Source organism: Cohnella sp. GCM10027633, assembly GCF_042675445.1.
In the GTDB taxonomy this organism is placed as follows: Bacteria; Bacillota; Bacilli; order Paenibacillales; family Paenibacillaceae; genus Cohnella.
The window spans coordinates 34,289-53,774 of the sequence record NZ_JBHTGV010000017.1; the positions used below are offsets into that span (position 1 = coordinate 34,289).

The 19,486-nt window shown below is 58.6% G+C and carries 14 protein-coding genes and 1 other RNA gene; 1 reads left to right on the forward strand and 14 read right to left on the reverse strand.

All coding sequences use genetic code 11. The features are described 5' to 3' along the window. Nucleotides 1-63: 63 nt before the first annotated feature. From ACFQZG_RS24745 to ACFQZG_RS24780, 8 genes are all read right to left on the reverse strand, one after another. Nucleotides 64-849: a hypothetical protein gene (locus tag ACFQZG_RS24745; protein ID WP_378157435.1), complete on the reverse strand. Its 786-nt coding sequence runs from the start codon at nucleotides 847-849 to the stop codon at nucleotides 64-66. Between the two features lie 1,698 nt (nucleotides 850-2,547). Then, nucleotides 2,548-2,912, reverse strand: a transfer-messenger RNA (tmRNA) gene (gene ssrA / locus ACFQZG_RS24750). Between the two features lie 182 nt (nucleotides 2,913-3,094). After that, complete coding sequence (smpB, locus tag ACFQZG_RS24755) at nucleotides 3,095-3,586, reverse strand: SsrA-binding protein SmpB (RefSeq protein WP_378157436.1); 492 nt, start codon at nucleotides 3,584-3,586, stop codon at nucleotides 3,095-3,097. A gap of 97 nt (nucleotides 3,587-3,683) precedes the next feature. Continuing rightward, nucleotides 3,684-4,619 (reverse strand): aspartate carbamoyltransferase, encoded by a 936-nt coding sequence (gene pyrB, locus ACFQZG_RS24760; RefSeq protein WP_378157437.1) that lies wholly within the window; start codon nucleotides 4,617-4,619, stop codon nucleotides 3,684-3,686. Between the two features lie 134 nt (nucleotides 4,620-4,753). Next, a complete protein-coding gene (gene rnr / locus ACFQZG_RS24765) occupies nucleotides 4,754-7,780 on the reverse strand; it encodes a ribonuclease R (RefSeq protein ID WP_378157484.1) in 3,027 nt (1,008 codons plus the stop codon). Between the two features lie 235 nt (nucleotides 7,781-8,015). After that, nucleotides 8,016-8,252, reverse strand: a complete 237-nt coding sequence (gene secG, locus ACFQZG_RS24770; protein ID WP_378157438.1) for a preprotein translocase subunit SecG — start codon at nucleotides 8,250-8,252, stop codon at nucleotides 8,016-8,018. Between the two features lie 128 nt (nucleotides 8,253-8,380). Further along, nucleotides 8,381-9,559, reverse strand: a complete 1,179-nt coding sequence (locus ACFQZG_RS24775; RefSeq protein ID WP_378157439.1) for a GNAT family N-acetyltransferase — start codon at nucleotides 9,557-9,559, stop codon at nucleotides 8,381-8,383. A gap of 140 nt (nucleotides 9,560-9,699) precedes the next feature. Further along, entirely contained in the window at nucleotides 9,700-10,464 is a 765-nt protein-coding gene (locus ACFQZG_RS24780; protein WP_378157440.1) for a sugar phosphate isomerase/epimerase family protein, read from the reverse strand. A 217-nt stretch (nucleotides 10,465-10,681) separates the two neighbouring features. Between ACFQZG_RS24780 and ACFQZG_RS24785 the strand changes: the two genes are divergently transcribed. Next, nucleotides 10,682-11,734, forward strand: coding sequence for an LCP family protein (locus tag ACFQZG_RS24785; protein ID WP_378157441.1), 1,053 nt, complete (start codon nucleotides 10,682-10,684; stop codon nucleotides 11,732-11,734). A 64-nt stretch (nucleotides 11,735-11,798) separates the two neighbouring features. Here the strand turns inward: ACFQZG_RS24785 and ACFQZG_RS24790 are convergent, their stop codons facing one another. The 6 genes from ACFQZG_RS24790 to ACFQZG_RS24815 form a co-directional block, all read right to left on the reverse strand. After that, the gene (locus ACFQZG_RS24790) at nucleotides 11,799-13,715 is read right to left on the reverse strand and encodes a sensor histidine kinase (protein WP_378157442.1); all 1,917 of its coding nucleotides are present in this window, start codon (nucleotides 13,713-13,715) and stop codon (nucleotides 11,799-11,801) included. Then, nucleotides 13,693-14,394 carry a response regulator transcription factor gene (locus ACFQZG_RS24795; protein WP_378157443.1) on the reverse strand — a complete coding sequence of 234 codons (702 nt, stop codon included), beginning with the start codon at nucleotides 14,392-14,394 and terminating at the stop codon, nucleotides 13,693-13,695. Before ACFQZG_RS24795 ends, ACFQZG_RS24790 begins: the two co-directional genes overlap by 23 nt. 200 nt (nucleotides 14,395-14,594) lie before the next feature. Continuing rightward, nucleotides 14,595-16,316 carry a glycoside hydrolase family 66 protein gene (locus ACFQZG_RS24800; RefSeq protein ID WP_378157444.1) on the reverse strand — a complete coding sequence of 574 codons (1,722 nt, stop codon included), beginning with the start codon at nucleotides 16,314-16,316 and terminating at the stop codon, nucleotides 14,595-14,597. Further along, complete coding sequence (locus ACFQZG_RS24805) at nucleotides 16,313-17,134, reverse strand: carbohydrate ABC transporter permease (protein WP_378157445.1); 822 nt, start codon at nucleotides 17,132-17,134, stop codon at nucleotides 16,313-16,315. The genes ACFQZG_RS24800 and ACFQZG_RS24805 overlap by 4 nt, the downstream gene beginning before the upstream one ends. A 13-nt stretch (nucleotides 17,135-17,147) precedes the next feature. Next, complete coding sequence (locus tag ACFQZG_RS24810) at nucleotides 17,148-18,029, reverse strand: carbohydrate ABC transporter permease (protein ID WP_378157446.1); 882 nt, start codon at nucleotides 18,027-18,029, stop codon at nucleotides 17,148-17,150. Between the two features lie 27 nt (nucleotides 18,030-18,056). Further along, nucleotides 18,057-19,415, reverse strand: coding sequence for an ABC transporter substrate-binding protein (locus ACFQZG_RS24815; RefSeq protein ID WP_378157447.1), 1,359 nt, complete (start codon nucleotides 19,413-19,415; stop codon nucleotides 18,057-18,059). Nucleotides 19,416-19,486 lie beyond the last annotated feature (71 nt).

The following is a 19,486-nucleotide window of genomic DNA, read 5'->3' on the forward strand; positions in this document are numbered from 1 at the left end:
TGGCATCTCTTCATGCGTATTCGATAGGGTGGGCGTTAGAACAGCGCCATCTAAGTAACGATTCTAAACTTTCTCCGACTCTTCTTTCTCTAGCTGCTCTATCATTCGGATCGCTTCCGCTGTAAGGACAAATTCCGTGTCCTCATCGATTCGCAAGTCGGCCCACTCCATTCCCTTTTTGAGCACTTCCCGCGTAGTGGTTAGATCCGGCTCGAACGCCAAATGCTCGCGAATGAGCGTGGCTAGATGCCAGCCTTGATACATGAATTCCCGTTCGCTTCTCTCATATTTTTGATACTCCCGCAGACTGCAATTTTTCTCTACGATCTCGTCTCCGACGAATTGAAAGGCGATCATCTTGTTGAATTTTGACGGGTACACATATAAGCAATAGCTCGATCCTCTGCCTTGAAGCGGATAGCCCACCTTCAAGTCGCGGAAATCGAAATTCGCCATCGGTCCCCACACGTGCTGCAGAAACAACCTCAACTCTTCGCGGAAAATATCCGCCTTCTTCGCGCTCACCTTACGGCTGATCCATTGATCCACGTTGGGATGAATAAAGTCCGTTTCCACCGGAATCCGCTCGTAGCCGAGCTCGTATTCATAGTCCATGACATTGGCGTCGCAATGAACGACTTTCCCCGTACGATCGAATTCAATTAATCCTTGAGTCAATCTGTTCTCGTAGAGGTATAGATCGTCAAAGTTCCCTTTGTACGTCATCCAACTCATGATCTCCTTCTCGCTATCCGGATGATGCTCGTGCAAATAGTCCCTCAGCGGCGCGAATGCCTTGTCCAACCACTTCATCGTGACCTTCTTAGGACTTCCTACTTTTGGATACATAATTAGCCTCCCGCGGTTTAGCGGACAATAAAAAGCACCGTGCATGCGAAGATTACTTCGCGCGCACGGTGCTTCCGTGTCCGATCGTTAATATTAGGTATAATTTAACACATTAAACGGCGAATGTATAGAGACTTATATCTTAAAGTTTTCGTCGAAGACATGCGATTGTCGGCTTTACATCGAACAGAGTGTATAATGAATCATGTCTCTCAGATCGCAGAAGGAGGATTCGGCCTATCCCCTACGCAACCTATTTCACCCTATGCACGATCGGACTGGTTTCGGTAGCCATGATCTCGATCGTCTATGCCAGCTGGCGTAACGGAATATCGCCGATGCCTACCTCGGCTGCGGTGCGGCGAGCCGTCGTTCAAGAGTTGAGCCGTAATCCGGAAGCGCAAACGATCGTGGACGCCGGCTCCGGCTGGGGAACGCTATGTCAGGCCATTCTCGGGCGATTCCCCGAAAAGCGAGTCATCGGTATCGAGAATTCGCCGGTTCCCTTACTCGCGGCAAGGCTTCTTGCCAGAGGTCGGATAAGCTATGTCCGCAGAAGCTTATACTTATATGATTATCGGAAAGCGGACCTCGTCGTCTGTTATTTGTATCCCGGCGCGATGAAGCGTTTAAGCGGGATATTGCGCAACCAGTTGCCGCCCGGGGCTATGGTAATGAGCATATGCTTCGCGATGCCGGGGTGGGAGGCGGAACGTGTAGTGACTTGCGGCGATATGTATCGCACGAAGATTTATATTTATAGGAATAGCGGCGAGGATGACGAGGATTAGTCTTTGTTCTGAGCAAGATGGGATTGCTTGCTCGGAGTGCGTTGGGGGGCGGAACAAAACCATTTGCTCCCCAAACGCACCGCCTCATTTCATGGCGGTGCTTGTGTCGCTGTCCTATGGTGGCGCCGCCGGGGGAGTATTCCATTCTTGATTGAAGTGGCTAACGAAGATTACTCGACGATGACTTGCTTAGCGGTAGAATAGAATTGCGTGCTCAGACTGCGTTGCAGTCTTCCGCGCGATCGAACCCAATGTCCTCTTTATGCCAATTCCTTATTAACTTGCTTTCGAAGATAATTCGACGATGACAACCTTAGCGGTAGAATTAGATGCCGTGCTCGTCCGCTTCGCTCCCTGTGCGCGGTCGGATCGGGGCGACTCACCATTTTTGCTCCACATTTGCTCCCCAAACGCACCGCCTCATTTCATGGCGGTGCTTGTGTCGCTGTTCTATGGTGGCGCCGCCGGGGGAGTATTCCATTCTTGATTGAAGTGGCTGACGAAGATTACTCGACGATGACTTGCTTAGCGGTAGAATAGAATTGCGTGCTCAGACTGCGTTGCAGTCTTCCGCGCGATCGAACCCCCTATCCTCCTTCGGATCGGGGCGACCCCCTTTTTGCTCCACATTTGCTCCCCAAACGCACCGCCTCATTTCATGGCGGTGCTTGTGTCGCTGTTCTATGGTGGCGCCGCCGTGGGAGTATTCCATTCTTGATTGAAGTGGCTCCGAAGATTACTCGACGATGACTTGCTTAGAGGTAGAATAGAATTGCGTGCTCAGACTGCGTCGCAGTCTTCCGCGCGATCGAACCCAATGTCCTCTTTCGGATTCGGGGTCTATCGACGCCCCTCGGCAATTCCACCATAACAAAAAAACTCTGACCTCATGCGGTCAGAGTTTTTATGGTGGAGCCGAGGGGAGTCGAACCCCTGTCCGAAGACAACGACACACAGCTTTCTACGGGTGTAGCTACGGATTTGATGTCACCCGAGAGACGCCCCGGAACCGGCTTCTCGTTGGGTCAGCCTGATTGTCTTCTTCAGCTAGCCCCAGGCGGAGACTAGACGGCGTATCCCACTAAAGTTGAGCCCCTATCCCGCCACATGGGCGATGGAGAGTAGAAGCCTGGAGACCGTTTCTTAGGCGGCCAAAGCCAGAGGTTGTTGTTGTTTGCCGTTTAATAGGCTTTCCGCGTTGTTGAAGCAGCCACAGCCCTGCTACCCGCTTACCGTGCTCGAACTATCCCCGTCGAATCCATAAACGGCCCCGGATAGCGGAACGCCCGCATCGTCTCAGCGATGGGACTTCCTGTTAAGGTTACCCGTCAAGGTAACCGTAAAGCGACTTGCGATTCGTTACTTGTTCATTATAGCACGCTTGAAGCGGTATTGCTCGAAGTCTTACTGCCAACGATACCGTTACGTACCATCGGTGCCATATCCATAACCGCTTACTTCGGGAAGCTGACCTTCTGCTTCTCCCGAAGAATGCGCTGGATATCGCGCTGCACGTCCCGTTTCGCCGCGGTCTCGCGCTTGTCGTACTGCTTCTTCCCTCGGCCGACGCCGATGAGAAGCTTCGCGTAGCCGTTCTTGATGTACACCTTGAGAGGCACGAGCGTATACCCTTCCTGCTTCACGGTGCCGAGCAGCTTCTTGATCTGCGACTTGTGCAGCAGGAGCTTGCGCGCGCGAGTGGGGTCGTCCGGATTGTGCCGGTTGCCCTGCTCGAACGGACTGATGTGGAAGTTATGGATGAACGCTTCCCCGTTGCGGATCGTCGCGAACGCGTCGCTCATGTTGGAACGCCCATTGCGGAGCGACTTGATCTCCGTGCCCGTGAGTACCATGCCCGCCTCGATGGCTTCCTCGATGAAGTAATCGTGGGACGCCTTCTTGTTCTGAGCTAACGGCTTATCGAAAAAATCCTTCTTCTTCGCCACGTTCCTTCACCTCCTCCGCCTACTTGACCGGACATTCATTATATCACGCGCCGAAGATCGCTTTCAATCGCCCCGCCCGCGCGCTCCGCGCAAAATATTACCCTTGGCTCCCACCGCCGAAACACCGGTCGATGATCGCCATCCGAATGTACAGTCCGTTAACCGCCTGGCGGAAGTATGCGGCCCGCGGATCGTCGTCGACTTCCTCCGTGATCTCGCCCGCGCGAGGCAGCGGATGCAGCACGATCGCTTCCGGCTTCAAGAGGCTCATGAGCTCGCGGTCGACGATATATTGGCCGGACGCCTTCTCGTATTCTTCGACCGAAGGGAACCGTTCCTTCTGGATTCGCGTCTGGTACAGCACGTCGATCGAGCCCGCGACCGAATCGAGATCGGTCGTCTCTACGTAGCGGATACCCTTCTCGTCCATATACTTCTTCACGTTGTCCGGAATGCGTACGTTATCCGGCGAGATATAGTAGATCATGACGTCCTGATAGTTCGCGAGCATGTAGCTCAGCGAGTGAACGGTGCGTCCGTAGGCGAGGTCGCCCACCATCGCGATCTTCAGACCGTCGATCTTGCCGAATTCCTTGCGGATCGTATACGCGTCGAGCAGCGCCTGCGTCGGATGCTCGCCCGCGCCGTCGCCGGCGTTAATGACCGGAATGTTAGATACCTTCGCCGCCCGCTTCGCTGCGCCGATGTCCGTATGGCGCATGACGATGACGTCGCTGTAGCCGCTGACGATGCGGATCGTGTCCTCCAGCGTCTCGCCCTTGATGGCGGAAGAGAACTGCGCCGCGTTCTCGGTGCCGATGACGCCGCCGCCGAGCCGGTGCATCGCCGACTCGAAGCTTAGCCGCGTACGCGTGCTCGCCTCGAAGAACAACGTCGTCATGATCTTGCCTTCGTAGCGGCGATCTCCGCCGCCCGCGACGACCTTCTCCATCTCCTGCGCAGAGTCGAACAGCTGCTCCAGCTCGTCCCTCGTGAATTGCTTCGCTCCCAATACATGATACAGCTCTGCCATTCCTTATCCGCCTCCCCGTACACACACTATTCTCTATCCTATAAGATACGTCGACTTTTGTCTAATGGGTCCGGCGCCTTCCCCGCTCGCAAGAAACCACCCGGCAACGAACGTGCCAGGTGGTTCCCCATCGCTTATTCGGCAGGCGGTTTCTTCCGCCGTTTCGGCTTCGGCGAAGCCGATCCTTCGGCCGCCTGCGGCGCCGCTTGTTCACCGCCGGACGGCTTGCCCTTGTTGCCGCCGTTCTTGCCGGCACCCGCACCCGGGCCGCCCCTGCGACCTTGGCCGCCTCCGACGCCCGGCTTGCGGTCGCGTCCGCCGCCCCGGCGATCGCGCTGCGGCTTACCGCCGTCTCCGCCTTCGCCGCCGTCATCGCCGGTGCGCGCATAGAGCCCCGACACGGGAAGTCCCCACATGTCGATTTTCTTGCCGCCCTTGCGCTTAGCCAACTGCGCTTCCGGCGCGACTACGGCCGCCGCGGCCGCGGCAGGATTACGGCGAAGCCGCTCCTCTTGGCCTCCGCGCCCTTGCACCGCCTTCGTCTCGACCGGGCCGTCTTCGCTCCAGAACTTGCCGCCGCCTTGCCCGCCGAGAACGTCGCGGTTACCCGCCGCCTCCGCGTTGCCGTTGCCGTTGTCGTGGCCCTTGCCGCCTTTGCCGCGACGCTTGCCTCTGCCGGCGAATTCGCGCGGCGGTTGACCCTCGCCGCCGTTGCCGCCGGTCGCAGGCTTGCCGCCAGTAGCCGGCCTTGCATCGAACGCCGGCTTAGCGCCGCTAGCGACGCTCTTGCCGCCCGGCGCAGGCTTACCGCCGCCGAACGCAGGCTTGCCGCCTCCGCCGCGCTGTCCGCCTCTGCCGCGCCCGCCGCGGTCATCGCCGCTTCGCTCGCCGCGATCATTGCCTCCGCGTCCGCCGAGTCCCGCAGCTCCGAAGCCGCCGCCACCGCGCTTCTTCTTCTTGAAGCCGCCGCCGAAGCCCTTCTGCCCCTTCGCGTCCACCAAGCTTACGCGGTTGCCGCTGCGCGACTTCATGTCGACCATCTCGAAGTCGATCGTATGGTCGTCCATATTTACGCGGCCGACGCGGATTTTCACCTCGTCGCCGATACGGTACACCTTCGACGTGCGCTCGCCGATCAACGCCATATGCAGCTCGTGGAAGTGATAGTAATCGTCCGTCAGATCGCTCAGACGGATGAGTCCTTCCACCGTGTTCTCGAGCTCGATGAACATGCCGAAGCTCGTCACGCCGCTGATGATGCCGACGAACTCTTCGCCGACCTTATCGAGCATGAACTCGGCCTTCTTCAACTTCTCCGTGTCCCGCTCCGCCTCGACGGCCACGCGCTCGCGCTCCGAAGATTGCGTCGCGATGTCGGACATCCGTGCCGCCAGCGTCTCGAAGCGCCCTTCGGGCAGCGTGCCGCCGCTCTCGAGCACCTCGCGCATGACGCGGTGAACGATTAAGTCCGGATAGCGCCGAATCGGCGACGTGAAGTGCGTATAGAACTCGGCCGCGAGTCCGAAGTGCCCTAGGCTCTCCGGATCGTACTTCGCCTGCTTCATCGACCGCAGCATCATCGTGCTGATGACCGTCTCTTCCTTCGTGCCGCGGATTTCTTCCAATAACGTCTGCAGCGCTCGAGGATGCACGGAATTGCCCTTGCCCTTCACCGCGTAACCGAAGTTGCCCGCGAACTGCATGAAGTGCATCAGCTTGTCGCCGTCCGGATCCTCGTGAATCCGATAGATGAACGGCACCTTCAGCCAGTGGAAGTGCTCCGCCACCGTCTCGTTCGCCGCCAGCATGAATTCCTCGATGATCTGCTCGGCGATCGAGCGCTCCCGCTTCACGATGTCGACCGGCTTGCCGACTTCGTCGACGATGACCTTCGACTCCTGGAAGTCGAAGTCGATCGCGCCGCGTTGCATCCGCTGGCCGCGCAGCTTCATCGCAAGTTCTTGCATGAGCTTGAACGTATCGACCAAGTCCGCATAACGCTCCGTAACTTCCGGATCCTCTTCGTTCAAGATTTTCCGCACGTTCGTATACGTCATTCGTTCCTTCGTCTTGATGACGCTCGTGAACACGTCGTGGCGCACCCGGCGCATCGTCTTCGGATCGAATTCCATCTCGCACGACATCGTCAACCGGTCCACTTGCGGATTGAGCGAGCAGATGCCGTTGGACAGCCTGTGCGGCAGCATTGGAATGACGCGGTCGACCAAGTACACGCTGCACCCGCGGTTGTAGGCTTCCTCGTCTAGCTTCGACTTCTCGCGCACGTAATAGCTCACGTCCGCGATATGCACGCCGAGCAGGTAGTTGCCGTTATCCAACAGTTCCACGTTCACCGCGTCGTCCAGATCCTTCGCGTCTTCGCCGTCGATCGTAACGATCGTCTTGCCGCGCAAGTCGCGACGCCCCTGCCGGGCGATCTCTTCATCCGTGATCGCGTCCGGAGCGGCTTCCGCTTCGGCCATCGTCTCCTCGGGGAAGCTCTCCGGCAAGCCATGCTTGCGGATAATGCTTAGAATGTCGACGCCCGGATCGTCCTTATGGCCGAGAATCTCGATGATCTCGCCTTCGGCCTGCGAGCGTCCCTCCGGATAGCGGATAATGTTCGCGACGACCTTCTGTCCCGTTACCGCGCCCTTGAAGTTCTCCGCCTTCACGAAAATATCCTTCTGGATCCGCTTGTCGTCGGGCACGACGAACCCGAAGCTCTCATGATGGTTGAACACGCCGACGACCTGCGTCACCGCGCGCTTCACGATGCGAACGATCTCGCCTTCCAGCTTGCCGGCCGCGTTCGTGCCGCCGACTCGCGCCAGTACGATATCGCCGTTCATCGTCCCCTTCATGTCGTTCGCGTGAATGTACAGATCCGGGTGGTCCTTCTCGTCGGGAATGAGGAACGCGAATCCTTTCGGATGCGCCTGAATCCGTCCTCGCAATAAATTCATGCGTTCCGGCACGCCGTAGCGGTCCGTCCGCGTCATAATCACTTTGCCTTCTTGCTCCATATCGGTCAGCATTCGCAGGAAACTCTTGAATTCCACTGCGTCCGATATGCCATAATGTTTCTCCAGCTCTTGGTACGTCATCGGCTTATACGCGGTCTCGCGCATGAAGTCCAGCAGTTCCTGCTCCGTACACATTGGCATCCGTATCACCTCGTCCTTCATATAGTATACACAGCTAGCGACGTCGGCAATCGGATGAACGCCCCTGTCCTTTCATTAAGAATAAACGTTTTGAATCGGATTCCACAAGATGGCAAGGAAATTTATGGCGGATTCGCTCGAAAATCCTGCAAAGATACCACTATCGGCGAGCGCAAAAAAAGCGGGAAGCCTAGGCTCCCCACTCGTTCGCGCGACCGCGTATTCGATATTAATTGTTGACCACGTAAGCAACTACCAAGGAAAGAACGAAGAATCCGACAGCCAGACCGACCGTTACGCGTTGCAGGAACAGATCGAGGCCGCGGGCTTTCTGCTTGCCGAACAAGTGCTCCGCACCGCCGGAGATGGCGCCGGAGAGACCTGCGCTCTTACCGCGTTGCAGCAGAACGACGGCGATCAGACCCAAGGAAAACACGATCAGGAGAATTTTGAAAAATACGTCCACGCTTACACCCCCTTGGCACCTCTACGGGTACCTATACAAAAACAGTATTCTCATTTTAACATACTGCCAGTCTTATTGACAACCAGTATCCATTATGGACAATGTTGGCTGCCGACCCATCGGCGCCGTCAGAAGAAATCCGCCAAATGCGTCGTCCTTGCCGGGATCCGGCGCTCGAGCAGCGCGATCGCCTCCGCATCCGCGCCGACTCGCCCGACCTGAGCCAAGAACGCAGGACGCCGGTTGCCGAGCAACAATGCCGTCAGTCCTTGGATATCGGTCGTCAGCGTCGGCCCCGCTCCTGTCGCTTCGCCCCGTTCCAGTTTCCCTTGCCCATCCGCGCTCCAAGACAATTGGAACGCCCCTTCGTTCCACTGCGCGTGCGCGTCGGACAGCCTCAGCGTCAGCGTCTCGCCTTCGGCGCCGCCCGGCGCCCACGCGTAATGCCGCACGAAAGCCTCCGCGTCGACGATCCGGGACATGAAGTAAGGGATGACCTCCTGCTTGATTCTCGGATCGGCCAGCAGGAACGTCTGCGGATCGTCGACCGGGACGGTCAGCGTCACCTCGTCGACCATCGAGTCGTGGTTGGAGACGTACGTCCACAACGAGACCCGTGCCGCTTCGGTCGTGCTCGCCCAATCGAGCACCGTCAGCTTGCGGTTCATGACCTCGTACAGCAAGTAGCCTTCGGGCTCTCCGCTATCGTTCTCGTACACCGCCCAGGTGCCCTTCTTGGACAGCCACTTGTCCGCCCACCATTCGTCCGTCCGGACGAGCGTGCCGCTATACCGCGAAGCGAACGCTTCGTAGACGCGGTTCAGCATCGCGACGTCCGGCTTCGCTACCCGCTTCACCGACCCCGGCGCGTCTTCCCGCTTCGGCAGTTGGGCGGCCGACAGCGTGTACTGCTTGCGCTCGACCGTCATCTCCCACCCGAATTTGCGGTAGAAGGCGAACGCGAACGGATGCAGCAAGCTAACCGATTGGCCGTCTTTCCTCATCTGCTCCAGCGAGTGGAGAAGAAGCTGGCGTACGCACCCTTGCCGTCTCGCGTCCGGCCACGTCGCAACACCGGCTACGCCGCCCATCGCGAGCTTCCGGCCTTGCGCCCACGTCTCGAACGGAATGACGGTCGCCGCCGACAGCAGTCTTCCGTCATCGTCGAAGTAACCCCAATCGTGCTCCGGCTTCCACTTCTTCCTTATCGACTCTAAGTCATTCTCGCCGAATCGGAACTGGAACGCGAATTCGGACAACGCCATCCGTTCCTCGAAGTCCTCTCCGTTTAACCGTCTGATCGTCATGCCGCATCTCTCCTTATGTACATCGTTAACGCTATCGTAACATTAACGTCCCGGTTTGCGCTAACGCGTCCGGAGAACGCGAAGAAGCCCGGCAGCGCCGGGCTTCCTTGAAGAGCTTCTCTCCGTATCTCTTCCGTCTATTACACCCAGCCGCGAGCTTTGAACCATTGGAAGTTCAGCTTCGCGCTCTCGAGCGAGGATACGTCGTACCGCTCTTGCTCGATGATGACGTACTCTACGCCGACTTCTTCGCACGCGGCCAGAGCCGAATCCCAATCGACGGAGCCTTTGCCGATTTCCGTATCCGTTCCGTCCGCTTTGAAGTCCTTCGCGTGTACGAGCGGCAGTCTGCCCGCGTACTTCTTCACGTATTCCGCAGGATCTTGGCCCGCGACCTTCACCCAGCCGAGGTCGAATTCCGCGAACAGCAAGTTCGCCGGAACGCGCTCGAACAGGTGGTCGATGACGAGCTTGCCGTCGACCGGCTTGAACTCGAACGCATGGTTATGGTAGCCGAACCCGAGGCCCGCTTCCGTCACGATGCTCGCCGCTTGTCCGATCGTGTCCGCGAACTTCGCCACGTCGTCGATCGTCGGGTTGTCGCCGAGCGGATAGTACGGCACGACGAACTTCTTCAGACCGAGCTCTTGCGCGAATTCGATCTGCTTCTTCAGGTTGTCCCAGATCGCCGCGTCGCCTACGGACAAGCCGATGTGAGCCGATGGCGCGTTCAGGCCCGCGTCCGCCAGCGTCTTGCGTACTTCAGCCGCGGAGTGGCCGTAGTAGCCAGCGAGTTCTACGTTCTTATATCCGATGTCTGCGACTTCCCGAATCGTGCCGAGGAAGTCCTTCTCGCTGCGGTCGCGCAAAGAATACAGCTGAATGCCTACTTGCGGTTTACTCATTGTGTACACCATCCTAATGGAATGTGATCGCGTCCTTACTCTTCTTCATTATAGGCGAATGCATGCGCCGCCACGAACGAGCATTTTTGCTTTTTTTATATGGCATTTTGGAAGATGACGGACGAGCTTGACGACATTTATTCCCAAGAGGAAAAACTTTCTGCCGCTTTGCGTCGTATATTTAGCTGAACACTCCAAATCGGAAAGGATGGGTCTCGTGAACCCGGAGCAACCGACGTCTACCGGCGAACTATCGACGCCGATTCCCCCTCGCGCGCCCTCGCGCGCCCGCAAGCGCATGTCGCCGAAGTCGCGTAGAATCATCCTGTATACGAGCCTGAGCGTCGTGCTCGCCATCGGGCTGACCGTCGCTTATTATATTCATTCGTTCTACTCTTTCGCCGGCGACATCTACGCTAATTCCAAGGACATCCCGACGATGGACACCGCTCCGATCGGCGGCGGGGAGCCCGTCCCGATTCCGGCGCCTCCCGAGTGGGAAGGCACCGAACGCGTCAACGTGCTGCTGCTCGGCGGCGACTCGAGAGGCGTGAAGAGCGACGCGCATCCGCGCTCCGACACGATGATGATCGCGTCCATCGATCCGGTCGCCAAGGACGTCCACCTGTTCTCCCTGCTGCGCGACTCTTACGTGCCGATCGCCCACCACGGCTCGAATCGCGTGAACTCGGCGATCACGTTCGGCGGACCGCGCCTCGCGATGAGCACGGTAGGCGACCTCGTCGGCTTGCCGATCCACTATTACGTCTACACCGACTTCGAAGGGTTCATCTCGCTCATCGACGCGCTCGGCGGCATCGACTTCGAAGTCGACAAGGCGATGCACCGCGTGGATAAGCGAGACGACCCGCGATACAACATCGACCTTGAAGCCGGCATGCAGCATATGGACGGCTTGACGGCGCTCCAATACGTCCGGTTCCGCAGCGACATCCAGTCCGACTACGGCCGCTCCGACCGCCAACGCAAGTTCCTGTCCGCGATCGCCGACGAGATGAAGAAGACGACTTCGCTTATCCGTCTGCCTCAGGTGCTCAGCAGCATCGCGCCGTATATCGAGACCGACATTCCTCCGGGCGATCTGCTTAAGCTGGCCCGTCTCGGCATGAAGCTCGACACGTCCGACATCGCCAGCATCCAACTGCCGCAGACCGGCGCGTTCCAGGACGCGAACATCGACGGCATGGCGGTGCTTACGATCGACCAAGAGAAGATCAAGAGCTACGTACAGGAGCAGTTGGCGTTATAAAAGCAACGAACATCGCCCGCGAACCCGCGCCTCTATAGGCGACGGTTCGCCGGCGATTGTTCATTCATTCTGCTGCGGCGCGAGCGAATACGATCGTAACCTTGAACTGATCGCCGTCGATCGCGATCGTTAGCCGGCCGCCTTGAAGCTCGACGATGCTCTTCGCGATCGCGAGTCCGAGCCCCGAGCCTTCGGTATGCCGTGACTGGTCGCCCCGCTTGAACCGCTCGAACAGTTCATCCGCGTCGAAGTTCAGCTCATAGGCGGACATATTCTGCATCGTCATGACCGCTCCGGCTTCCGTCTCCGTCAAGTTCACGAATACTCGCGTCCCGGGCAACGCGTATTTCACCGCGTTCGAGATCAGATTCTCGAAGACTCGCCACGTCTTCCTGCCGTCCAGCCGCGCATACAAATGCGGCTGTTGAACGTTGACCCGGAACGAGAGATTCGCTTGCTCGATTCTGTCGCTGAATTCCGCCATTGCCTGATTCCATAACGACACCAGATCTACTCGCTCCAGCTGCAGCTCCACCGACCCGCTAGCCATCTTGGATGCTTCGAACAGATCGTCGATCAACGCTTTCAAGCGCTGCGCCTTGCGATCGAGCACCTCGACGTATTGCGTCGTCTGCTCGGGCGTCAAACCTTCTTTTTTCAGCAGATCAACGTAATTAATAATGGACGTCAGCGGAGTCTTCAAATCGTGCGAGACGTTCGTAATGAGCTCCGTCTTCAGCCGATCGTTCACCGCCTGCTTCTCGAGCGACTTCTGCAGCCCATGCTTCAGATTGTTAATGCTCGCGGCGAGCTGCGCCAGCTGGCCATTTCCCTTGACCGGAATGCTCGCGACATCTCCGGACGCTTGCGCCGAGACGCCCCGGACGATCTTGCTCAGGTATACGAGCTTGCGGACCAGGTAAGGAATCACGATCAAGAAGAGGAACAGGTAATAGAGGAATACCGCTCCTCCTACGAACCCTTCGTCATCGCCTTCCGCGGCGAGCGCCGTAAGCGGAATGCATCCGAGCGCGACCGCGATTCCGACGAAGACGAGGAACTTGAATAGGAGCCCGCGTCTCTCCATGCATTCCTTAAGCTGCATGAGTACGCTGTCCTGCCATTGCCGCCCGAGCTCTTCTCCGTTGTTGATCAAGGTAAGCGCGCCTAATGCGTTGTAAAATAGGAATCCGTTCATCAGCGTCATCATCAAAATGGCCAGGGAATCGTCGAACACCGCGAACGGGACATAGACGCGGTCGATCATTTGGACCGATATCAGCCATGCGATACTCACGACGATCACCGCTCCCGCGCGAACGTCGAGCGGGAACTTCCGCGCGTACCAAGCTCGCAGACCGCTCAGCGAGAGGTGTCCGAAGCGGTGGCGCGCCAAGTAGTACGTCAGCAAACTTGCGGCAATTAAGTAAACGGCCAAGAATATGATCTGCTTCCGCAGTCGTTCCTTGACGAGCTCATGCTCGGTCGCGAATTGCTCGGATTGCGCTTGAATGACATTATTGCTCGGCGTCGTGCTCAAGAATAGCACCGTACCGTTCCAGTCGTTCACGATGTAATGCAATGCCGATGCGTCGCTGTCGACCATATCTCTAGGCACGATCTCGACCTGCCGCAGCACCTTCGCCCCCGTCTTCGGCCAATTGTTCGGAATCGGATCCATATTGGTATAAGACTTGCCGCTGCGCTCATCCTTGATCGCGTATTGAACCGTGTTCGGCTCTCGGATATCCCAATAACGCTCCGCTCCGGGAGGAGGTCCTCCATTGTGCCGATAGATGATCATCGTGAGCAGCTCTTGCATCTCCGATTGAAAGACATGGCTCTTGAAATAGTCGCGTTCGCCGAGATCTTTGCGATTATTCAAGATATCCGCCGCGGATACGAGCGTCAACGCCCACAGCACATGAGCGCAGGCGAGCAGCAGCAAGGAGATTCCTTTACTTGTCCATTTTATAGCCAACGCCCCACACCACCTTCAAATATTTCGGATCCTTCGGGTTAATCTCGATCTTCTCGCGAATTCGCCGCACGTGCACCGCTACGATGTTGTCCGCGTTATGCGCGGGGTCCTTCCACACCTTCTCGTAGATCTCGTCGATGGAGAACACGCGCCCCTTGTTCGACATCAGCAGCTCGAGGATCTTGAACTCCGTCGGCGTCGTCCGCACTTCTTCCCCGTCGACCGTGACCGTCTTCGTCGACCGATCCATGGCGAGGCCCCGAACTTGCAGCACTTCTCCGCCGTTCTCCTCGGATTCGAACCGACCGAGATTCGTGTATCGGCGCAGCTGCGATTTCACCCGCGCGATCAGCTCCAGCGGATTGAACGGCTTCGTGAGGTAATCGTCCGCGCCGACGTTCAGACCTAGGATCTTGTCCTGATCTTCCGACTTGGCGGATAACATGAGAATCGGAACGTTGCGGGCTTGTCTGATCTTGAACGTCGCTTGAATACCGTCCATCTGCGGCATCATGACGTCGAGGATAACCAGGTGAATCTCGTTCTCCTCCAACTGCCGGAGCGCTTCACTTCCGTCCGCGGCCTTGGTGACGTCCATCCCTTCGCTGCATAAGTAAATTTCGATCGCATCTCGTATGTCCGCATCATCGTCAACGACGAGTACATGGAACTTGGTCACTGAATCGCCTTCTTCCCGTTCGATCTTGCCTATACCTAGGATAAAGCTTATTTTTGACAAAACAACAATCCGATTTCTTTCGAATTTATGAAGATGCGATCGAATAGGATGCAGTCCGCCTCGCAATGGGCAACTTGTCCGCCGAACGCAAAGAGCCCGAACCGTTGCCGCGGCAATGGTTCGGGCTCTCTCGCATCCCTCTATTCGATAATCAACAAATCCCAATACGCCAGCTCCGGCAGCTCCACGACCGCCCGAAGCCCGCGCTCATGCCGCTCGACCCGGCAATCCAGCCGCGTCGGACGCCCGCCGTCTCGGTCTGGGCTCGCCAGCAGTACGAATTCGACCTCCCGGTCGATCGCGACGTATACGGTCCGACCCGCCACCGTAGTCGGCGCCGCCTTGTCCTCGTTCCAATAATCGTCTGCCAAGCCCGAGAAGTTAATGAAGTGAACGAGCTTGCGGCCGCCGCCTTCCATGATGACCGTCCATACTTTGCCCGCTTCGCCGTATGTGCTGTAATCGAATCTCGTGAACTCGTATTCAAGATTGTCCCCGTCCGCATGCGTCATCGAGACGTCCCGCAGCCCGCGGTCGTGCGTGACGTGACCGTAGCGTACGCCGAAGTCGCAGTAGTCTCTCACGACCCTCAGCTGATCAGGCGCCAAGAGCGAATGGTCCACGTAATACCCTTGGGTCAGCACGCCCCCGTTTTCGCCATGCAGCAAGTGGTAGGCTCCGTGCGCCGCGACGACGGCGTTCAGCAGCCGGAACGCGTTCATCGCGCCGTCGGCCCCATGCGGCCCGGGAATCCGGAACGGCTTCAGGTACGCGGCGAGAATGATGTTCTTCCCGTCGCTCAGATGCTTCGCCCATCCGATGATATCGCGCAATTGCGAATACCGCTCGTACGGCTTCCACACCTCGACGTAGATCGCGTCCTGCTCCGCCCTCGCGACCGTATCGACCGGCCAGTTGCCGACGTTGTTGAAGATGAGGCATGCGTCTTCCTTCGCTTCCGAGAGCACCTTGCGCGTCCCGTCGATCAGCACCGGAAAATGCTCCTCCAACCTCTCCAGCCGACGTTCGCCGTTCAAGCGCGACCAGCCGGTTTTCGGGAACCCGTACGTATCCAGGTGAATGCCGTCGAAGTCCATGCGCTCGACCGCCTGCCGATACTGGTCGATGATATGCGCGTGCCACGGACTGTCCGGCGCCGTGTTCATGATCGCGAAGATGCCGATGAAGTCATACGGCGTCCCCGCGCTCGTGTATAGCCGCCAGTCCGGACGAGCGTCCGCGAACGCGCGGCTCGCCGCGTAGACGGCGCCGTACGCGATCGCCTTCATGCCGAGCGCATGACAGGCGCGGATCTTCTCCTCTACGACGCCGCGGTTGACGACTCGCCCCATCAGATCGGTATATTCAGCCTCTTCGCCGACGAGTTCGTCATGCCGGTACATCCAATCGTAGAACTGGACGAGGTTGAGGTGCAGCTTCGCCATCCACTTCACGTCTTCCTCGTCTCCCGCCTCCGCGGCGCCGAAGTCGCTCAGGAAGCCGTAACGCGTCGCGCGCCGCCAATCGTCGACGACGTCGAAGGCGGTGGACAGCCGATCGACCGTCTCCTCTCCCCTCAGCAATTCCACGTCCGCGCCGTATCCGGAGAACGCCGTCTCGTAAGGGCCGAAGCGCAGCCGGATCGTCTCCGTCCCTCCCGGCGCCACGACCGCCGCGTGCTCGCGGCTTTCGGTCACGCGGTCCAGCTCGCGGATCGCGCAGCGTACGCCGACCGTTCTCGCGAAGTCCGAACCGTTCGCGATTTCGATCGCCAGCTCGACGATCTCCCCGCTCGCGTACTGGGCTTTCAGCGGATAACAATCGACGATGCGGATTCCGCTCTCTATCATCTGTGCGATCATCCTTTCATGGCTCCCGTCATAATGCCCTTGATGAAGTAACGCTGGAACAGCAGGAACGCCGTCACCGCCGGCGCCATGCCGATGAGCGCGGCCGCGGCCATCAGGTTCCACTTCGCGCCGTACGTCTGGAAGAACATCGACACGGCGAGCGGAACGGTTCGCGCATCCTGGCTCTGCAGGAAGAACACCGCCTGTCCGTAATTGTTCCAGATGCCGAGGCCGATCAGAATGACGACCGCCGACGTGACCGGCCGCAGGAAGTGGAACGTCACCCGCCAGAACGCCGTGAAGTACGTGCAGCCGTCGATGACCGCCGACTCCTCGACTTCCTTCGGAAGCGCGCGGATGAAGCTCGCGTACAGGAACACCGCCAATGGCAGCGCGTTCGAAGCGGTCAGCAGCACCATCGCCCATTGCGTGTTGATGCCCCCGATCTCCTTCATGAGCGTGTACAGCGGTACGGTAATGATGATCCCCGGGATCATCAGGCAGACGAGCAACGCATTGAAGATCGCCGCGTTCACCTTATGCCTGAACCTTGCGATCGAGTAGCCAGCGGCGCTCGCGGCCAAGACGACGAGCGCGATGCCGCCGGCCGTGATGATCAAGGAGTTGACCATCGCCTTGCCCATGCGGGAAACCCGCCACGCCTCGGCGAAGTTGCCGAAGTCGAAGTCCGGTATGAGCAGCACGCCTCCGAACACGTTGACGGACGGCTTGCTCAGCGCCAAGTAGACGAGCACGTAGAACGGGACGATGGCGAGCAGAACGATGAACGCCGCTGCCGCGTACTTAGGGACGGATCGGATGCTTGTCATGTCGCTCGCCCCCTCACAGCTCGTACTCGGATTTTCTCGTCAGCCGCAGGAAGACGAGCACCGGTACGATGATGATCGCGAACAAGATGAGCGCGACCGCGGTCGAATAGCCGGTGAAGCTGCCGTACAGCATGCGCATGATATAGATGCTGAGCGATTCGGTCGCGTATCCCGGACCGCCGTCCGTCAGCGCCACGATGATCTCGAACACCGACAGCGAGCCGATGATGTTCGTGACGACGTTGATCTTGATCGCCGGGTACAGCAGCGGCAGCGTGATATACCGCAGGGAAGCGAGCCGTCCCGCGCCGTCGATGGCGCCCGCCTCGTACAGATCGGCCGGAATGTTCTGCAGACCCGCCAGATAGACGATCATCGTCATGCCGACGTATTGCCACACGTTGACGACGATGAGGACGACGAGCGCGGAAGAGCTCTCCCCTAACCAATTGCCGTCCAGGAAGCCGAGCCCGAGCTCGCCGAGGGCGTGGGACAAGTACCCCCGGCCGGGCTGCAGGATGAAGTACCAGATATAGCCCATGATGAGCGGGCTGATGACGGCCGGCAGATAGACGGCCGCTCTCGCGAACCCTCTGCCGGCCATTTTCCGATCGAGCAGCAGCGCGTACAGAAGACCGAACAGATTGAGCAGCGGGGCGCTTCCGAGCGCGAACAGCACGGTGTTCGTCACGTCGGTACGGGCGCGGTCGTCTTGGAAGAAGTCCGCGAAGTTCCGCAAGCCGACGAAGTTCGGCGCCGTCACGCCGTTCGAATCGGTCAGGCTGATGCCGATCCCTTGCGCGAGCGGATAGATGAAGAACAGGCCGAACAGCGCGATGGCGGGAAGCGCCATGTACAGGTGCAGGTTGGCGTTGATTTTACGAAGGATGGCCATGGACGATTCCCTCCTCTCGCACGGAACTTACTTGTTCGTCGCGCTCCATGCCTTGTTCCAAGCTTCGTTGTACGCCTTCGCGAACTGCAGGGAATCGTACTTGCCCGCGAGCAGCTCTTGCACCATGCGGCCGGCATCGTCGCCGGAGAAGCCGGACGGCGTGTCGGTGAACGAGATGTTGACGCCGGATTGGAGCGCCGCTGCCGCTTGGTCCTTGAGAGGACCCCAGTCCGCGGAGACGTCGGTGAACGCCGGAGGCGACTTCAGGAACTCGCTGTACGCCTTCAGGTTCTCCGGCTTGAAGAGGAACTCGAGGAACTTCTTCGCTTCCTCCGGATGCTTCGATTCGGACGTGATCGCGTACACGGAGTCTTCCGCGGACAGCGTAACCGGTTTCGTGCCGTCGACGACTGGCGGGAACGGGGAGAAGCCGATGCTGGCCGCGACGTCCGGATTGAGCTTCAGCAAGTCGCCGAGCACCCACATGCCTTGGCTGATGAGCCCGGCTTGACCGCCCGCGAACGCTTCCTTCTGGTTGTCGTACGTCGCCGTCAGGGCGTCCTTGTTGATGAGGCCCGCTTCCTTCAGCGCCAGCAGCCGGCCCGCGAACGCGTCGATCGCGCCGCCCGCGGCGTCGAATCGCAGCTTGTCGGACTCGTTGCCGATGAATGCCTTGCGCGCGTCGTTGACGCCGTACTGCTGCTTGATGACGCCGTGCGCCATGAATTCGATCAGGTGGCCGAGCGTCCACGATTCCTTGCCCGCGACGAACATCGGCGTAACGTCCGGCTTCTTGTCCTTGATCGCCTGCAGATTGCTTTGGAACTCCGCCCACGTATGGGCTTCCTTCAAGCCGAGCTCTTCGAACAGCGTCTTATTGTAGAAAATACCGGCCATCGTGACGTTCGTGGCGACCTTGAACTGCTTGCCGGTCTTGATGTCCGTGCTGAGGTCCTTGATCGCCGGAAGCACCCGGGACCAGAACGCTTCGCCGGACAGGTCCAGGTACTTGCCTTGGTCGACGTAGTCCTGCGAGACGACCGTCGTGATGTCCGGCACGTCGCCGGACGCGAACTTCACCTTGATGACGCTGCTCGCGTCCTTCTGGTACTCTTGCTCGACCTTGATGTTCGGGTTCTCGTCCTCGAACTTCGCGATCATGTCGTTGATGAGCTCGACCGTCTCTACTTTACCGGTGAAAAATTTCAGCGTAACTTTCTCCTGCGTCTCTTTGCTCGGTTCGGCTGACTCGCTCGGCTTGACGGAAGCCGGGGCGCTTGCCGAAGGCTCTGCGTTTCCGTTGCCGTTGTCGTTCGAACCGCATGCGCTTATCAGCGCCGCCGTCAATGCCAGGATCAATAACGTGAACCCGCTTTTGCGTACCATTGCCTGATCTCCCCTTAGGTATAGTGGCTTTGCATCTTCAGCATACGGGACCGGCCGAGCCGGATTAAATA

Coding starts and splice junctions, on each gene's coding strand:
- ACFQZG_RS24745 (WP_378157435.1), bottom strand. CDS start 849: ATGTATCCAAAAGTAGGAAGTCCTAAGAAGGTCACGATGAAGTGGTTG.
- pyrB (WP_378157437.1), bottom strand. CDS start 4,619: ATGGCAGAGCTGTATCATGTATTGGGAGCGAAGCAATTCACGAGGGAC.
- rnr (WP_378157484.1), bottom strand. CDS start 7,780: ATGTGTACGGAGCAGGAACTGCTGGACTTCATGCGCGAGACCGCGTAT.
- ACFQZG_RS24775 (WP_378157439.1), bottom strand. CDS start 9,559: ATGACGATCAGACGGTTAAACGGAGAGGACTTCGAGGAACGGATGGCG.
- ACFQZG_RS24780 (WP_378157440.1), bottom strand. CDS start 10,464: ATGAGTAAACCGCAAGTAGGCATTCAGCTGTATTCTTTGCGCGACCGC.
- ACFQZG_RS24800 (WP_378157444.1), bottom strand. CDS start 16,316: ATGATCGCACAGATGATAGAGAGCGGAATCCGCATCGTCGATTGTTAT.
- ACFQZG_RS24805 (WP_378157445.1), bottom strand. CDS start 17,134: ATGACAAGCATCCGATCCGTCCCTAAGTACGCGGCAGCGGCGTTCATC.
- ACFQZG_RS24810 (WP_378157446.1), bottom strand. CDS start 18,029: ATGGCCATCCTTCGTAAAATCAACGCCAACCTGCACCTGTACATGGCG.
- ACFQZG_RS24815 (WP_378157447.1), bottom strand. CDS start 19,415: ATGGTACGCAAAAGCGGGTTCACGTTATTGATCCTGGCATTGACGGCG.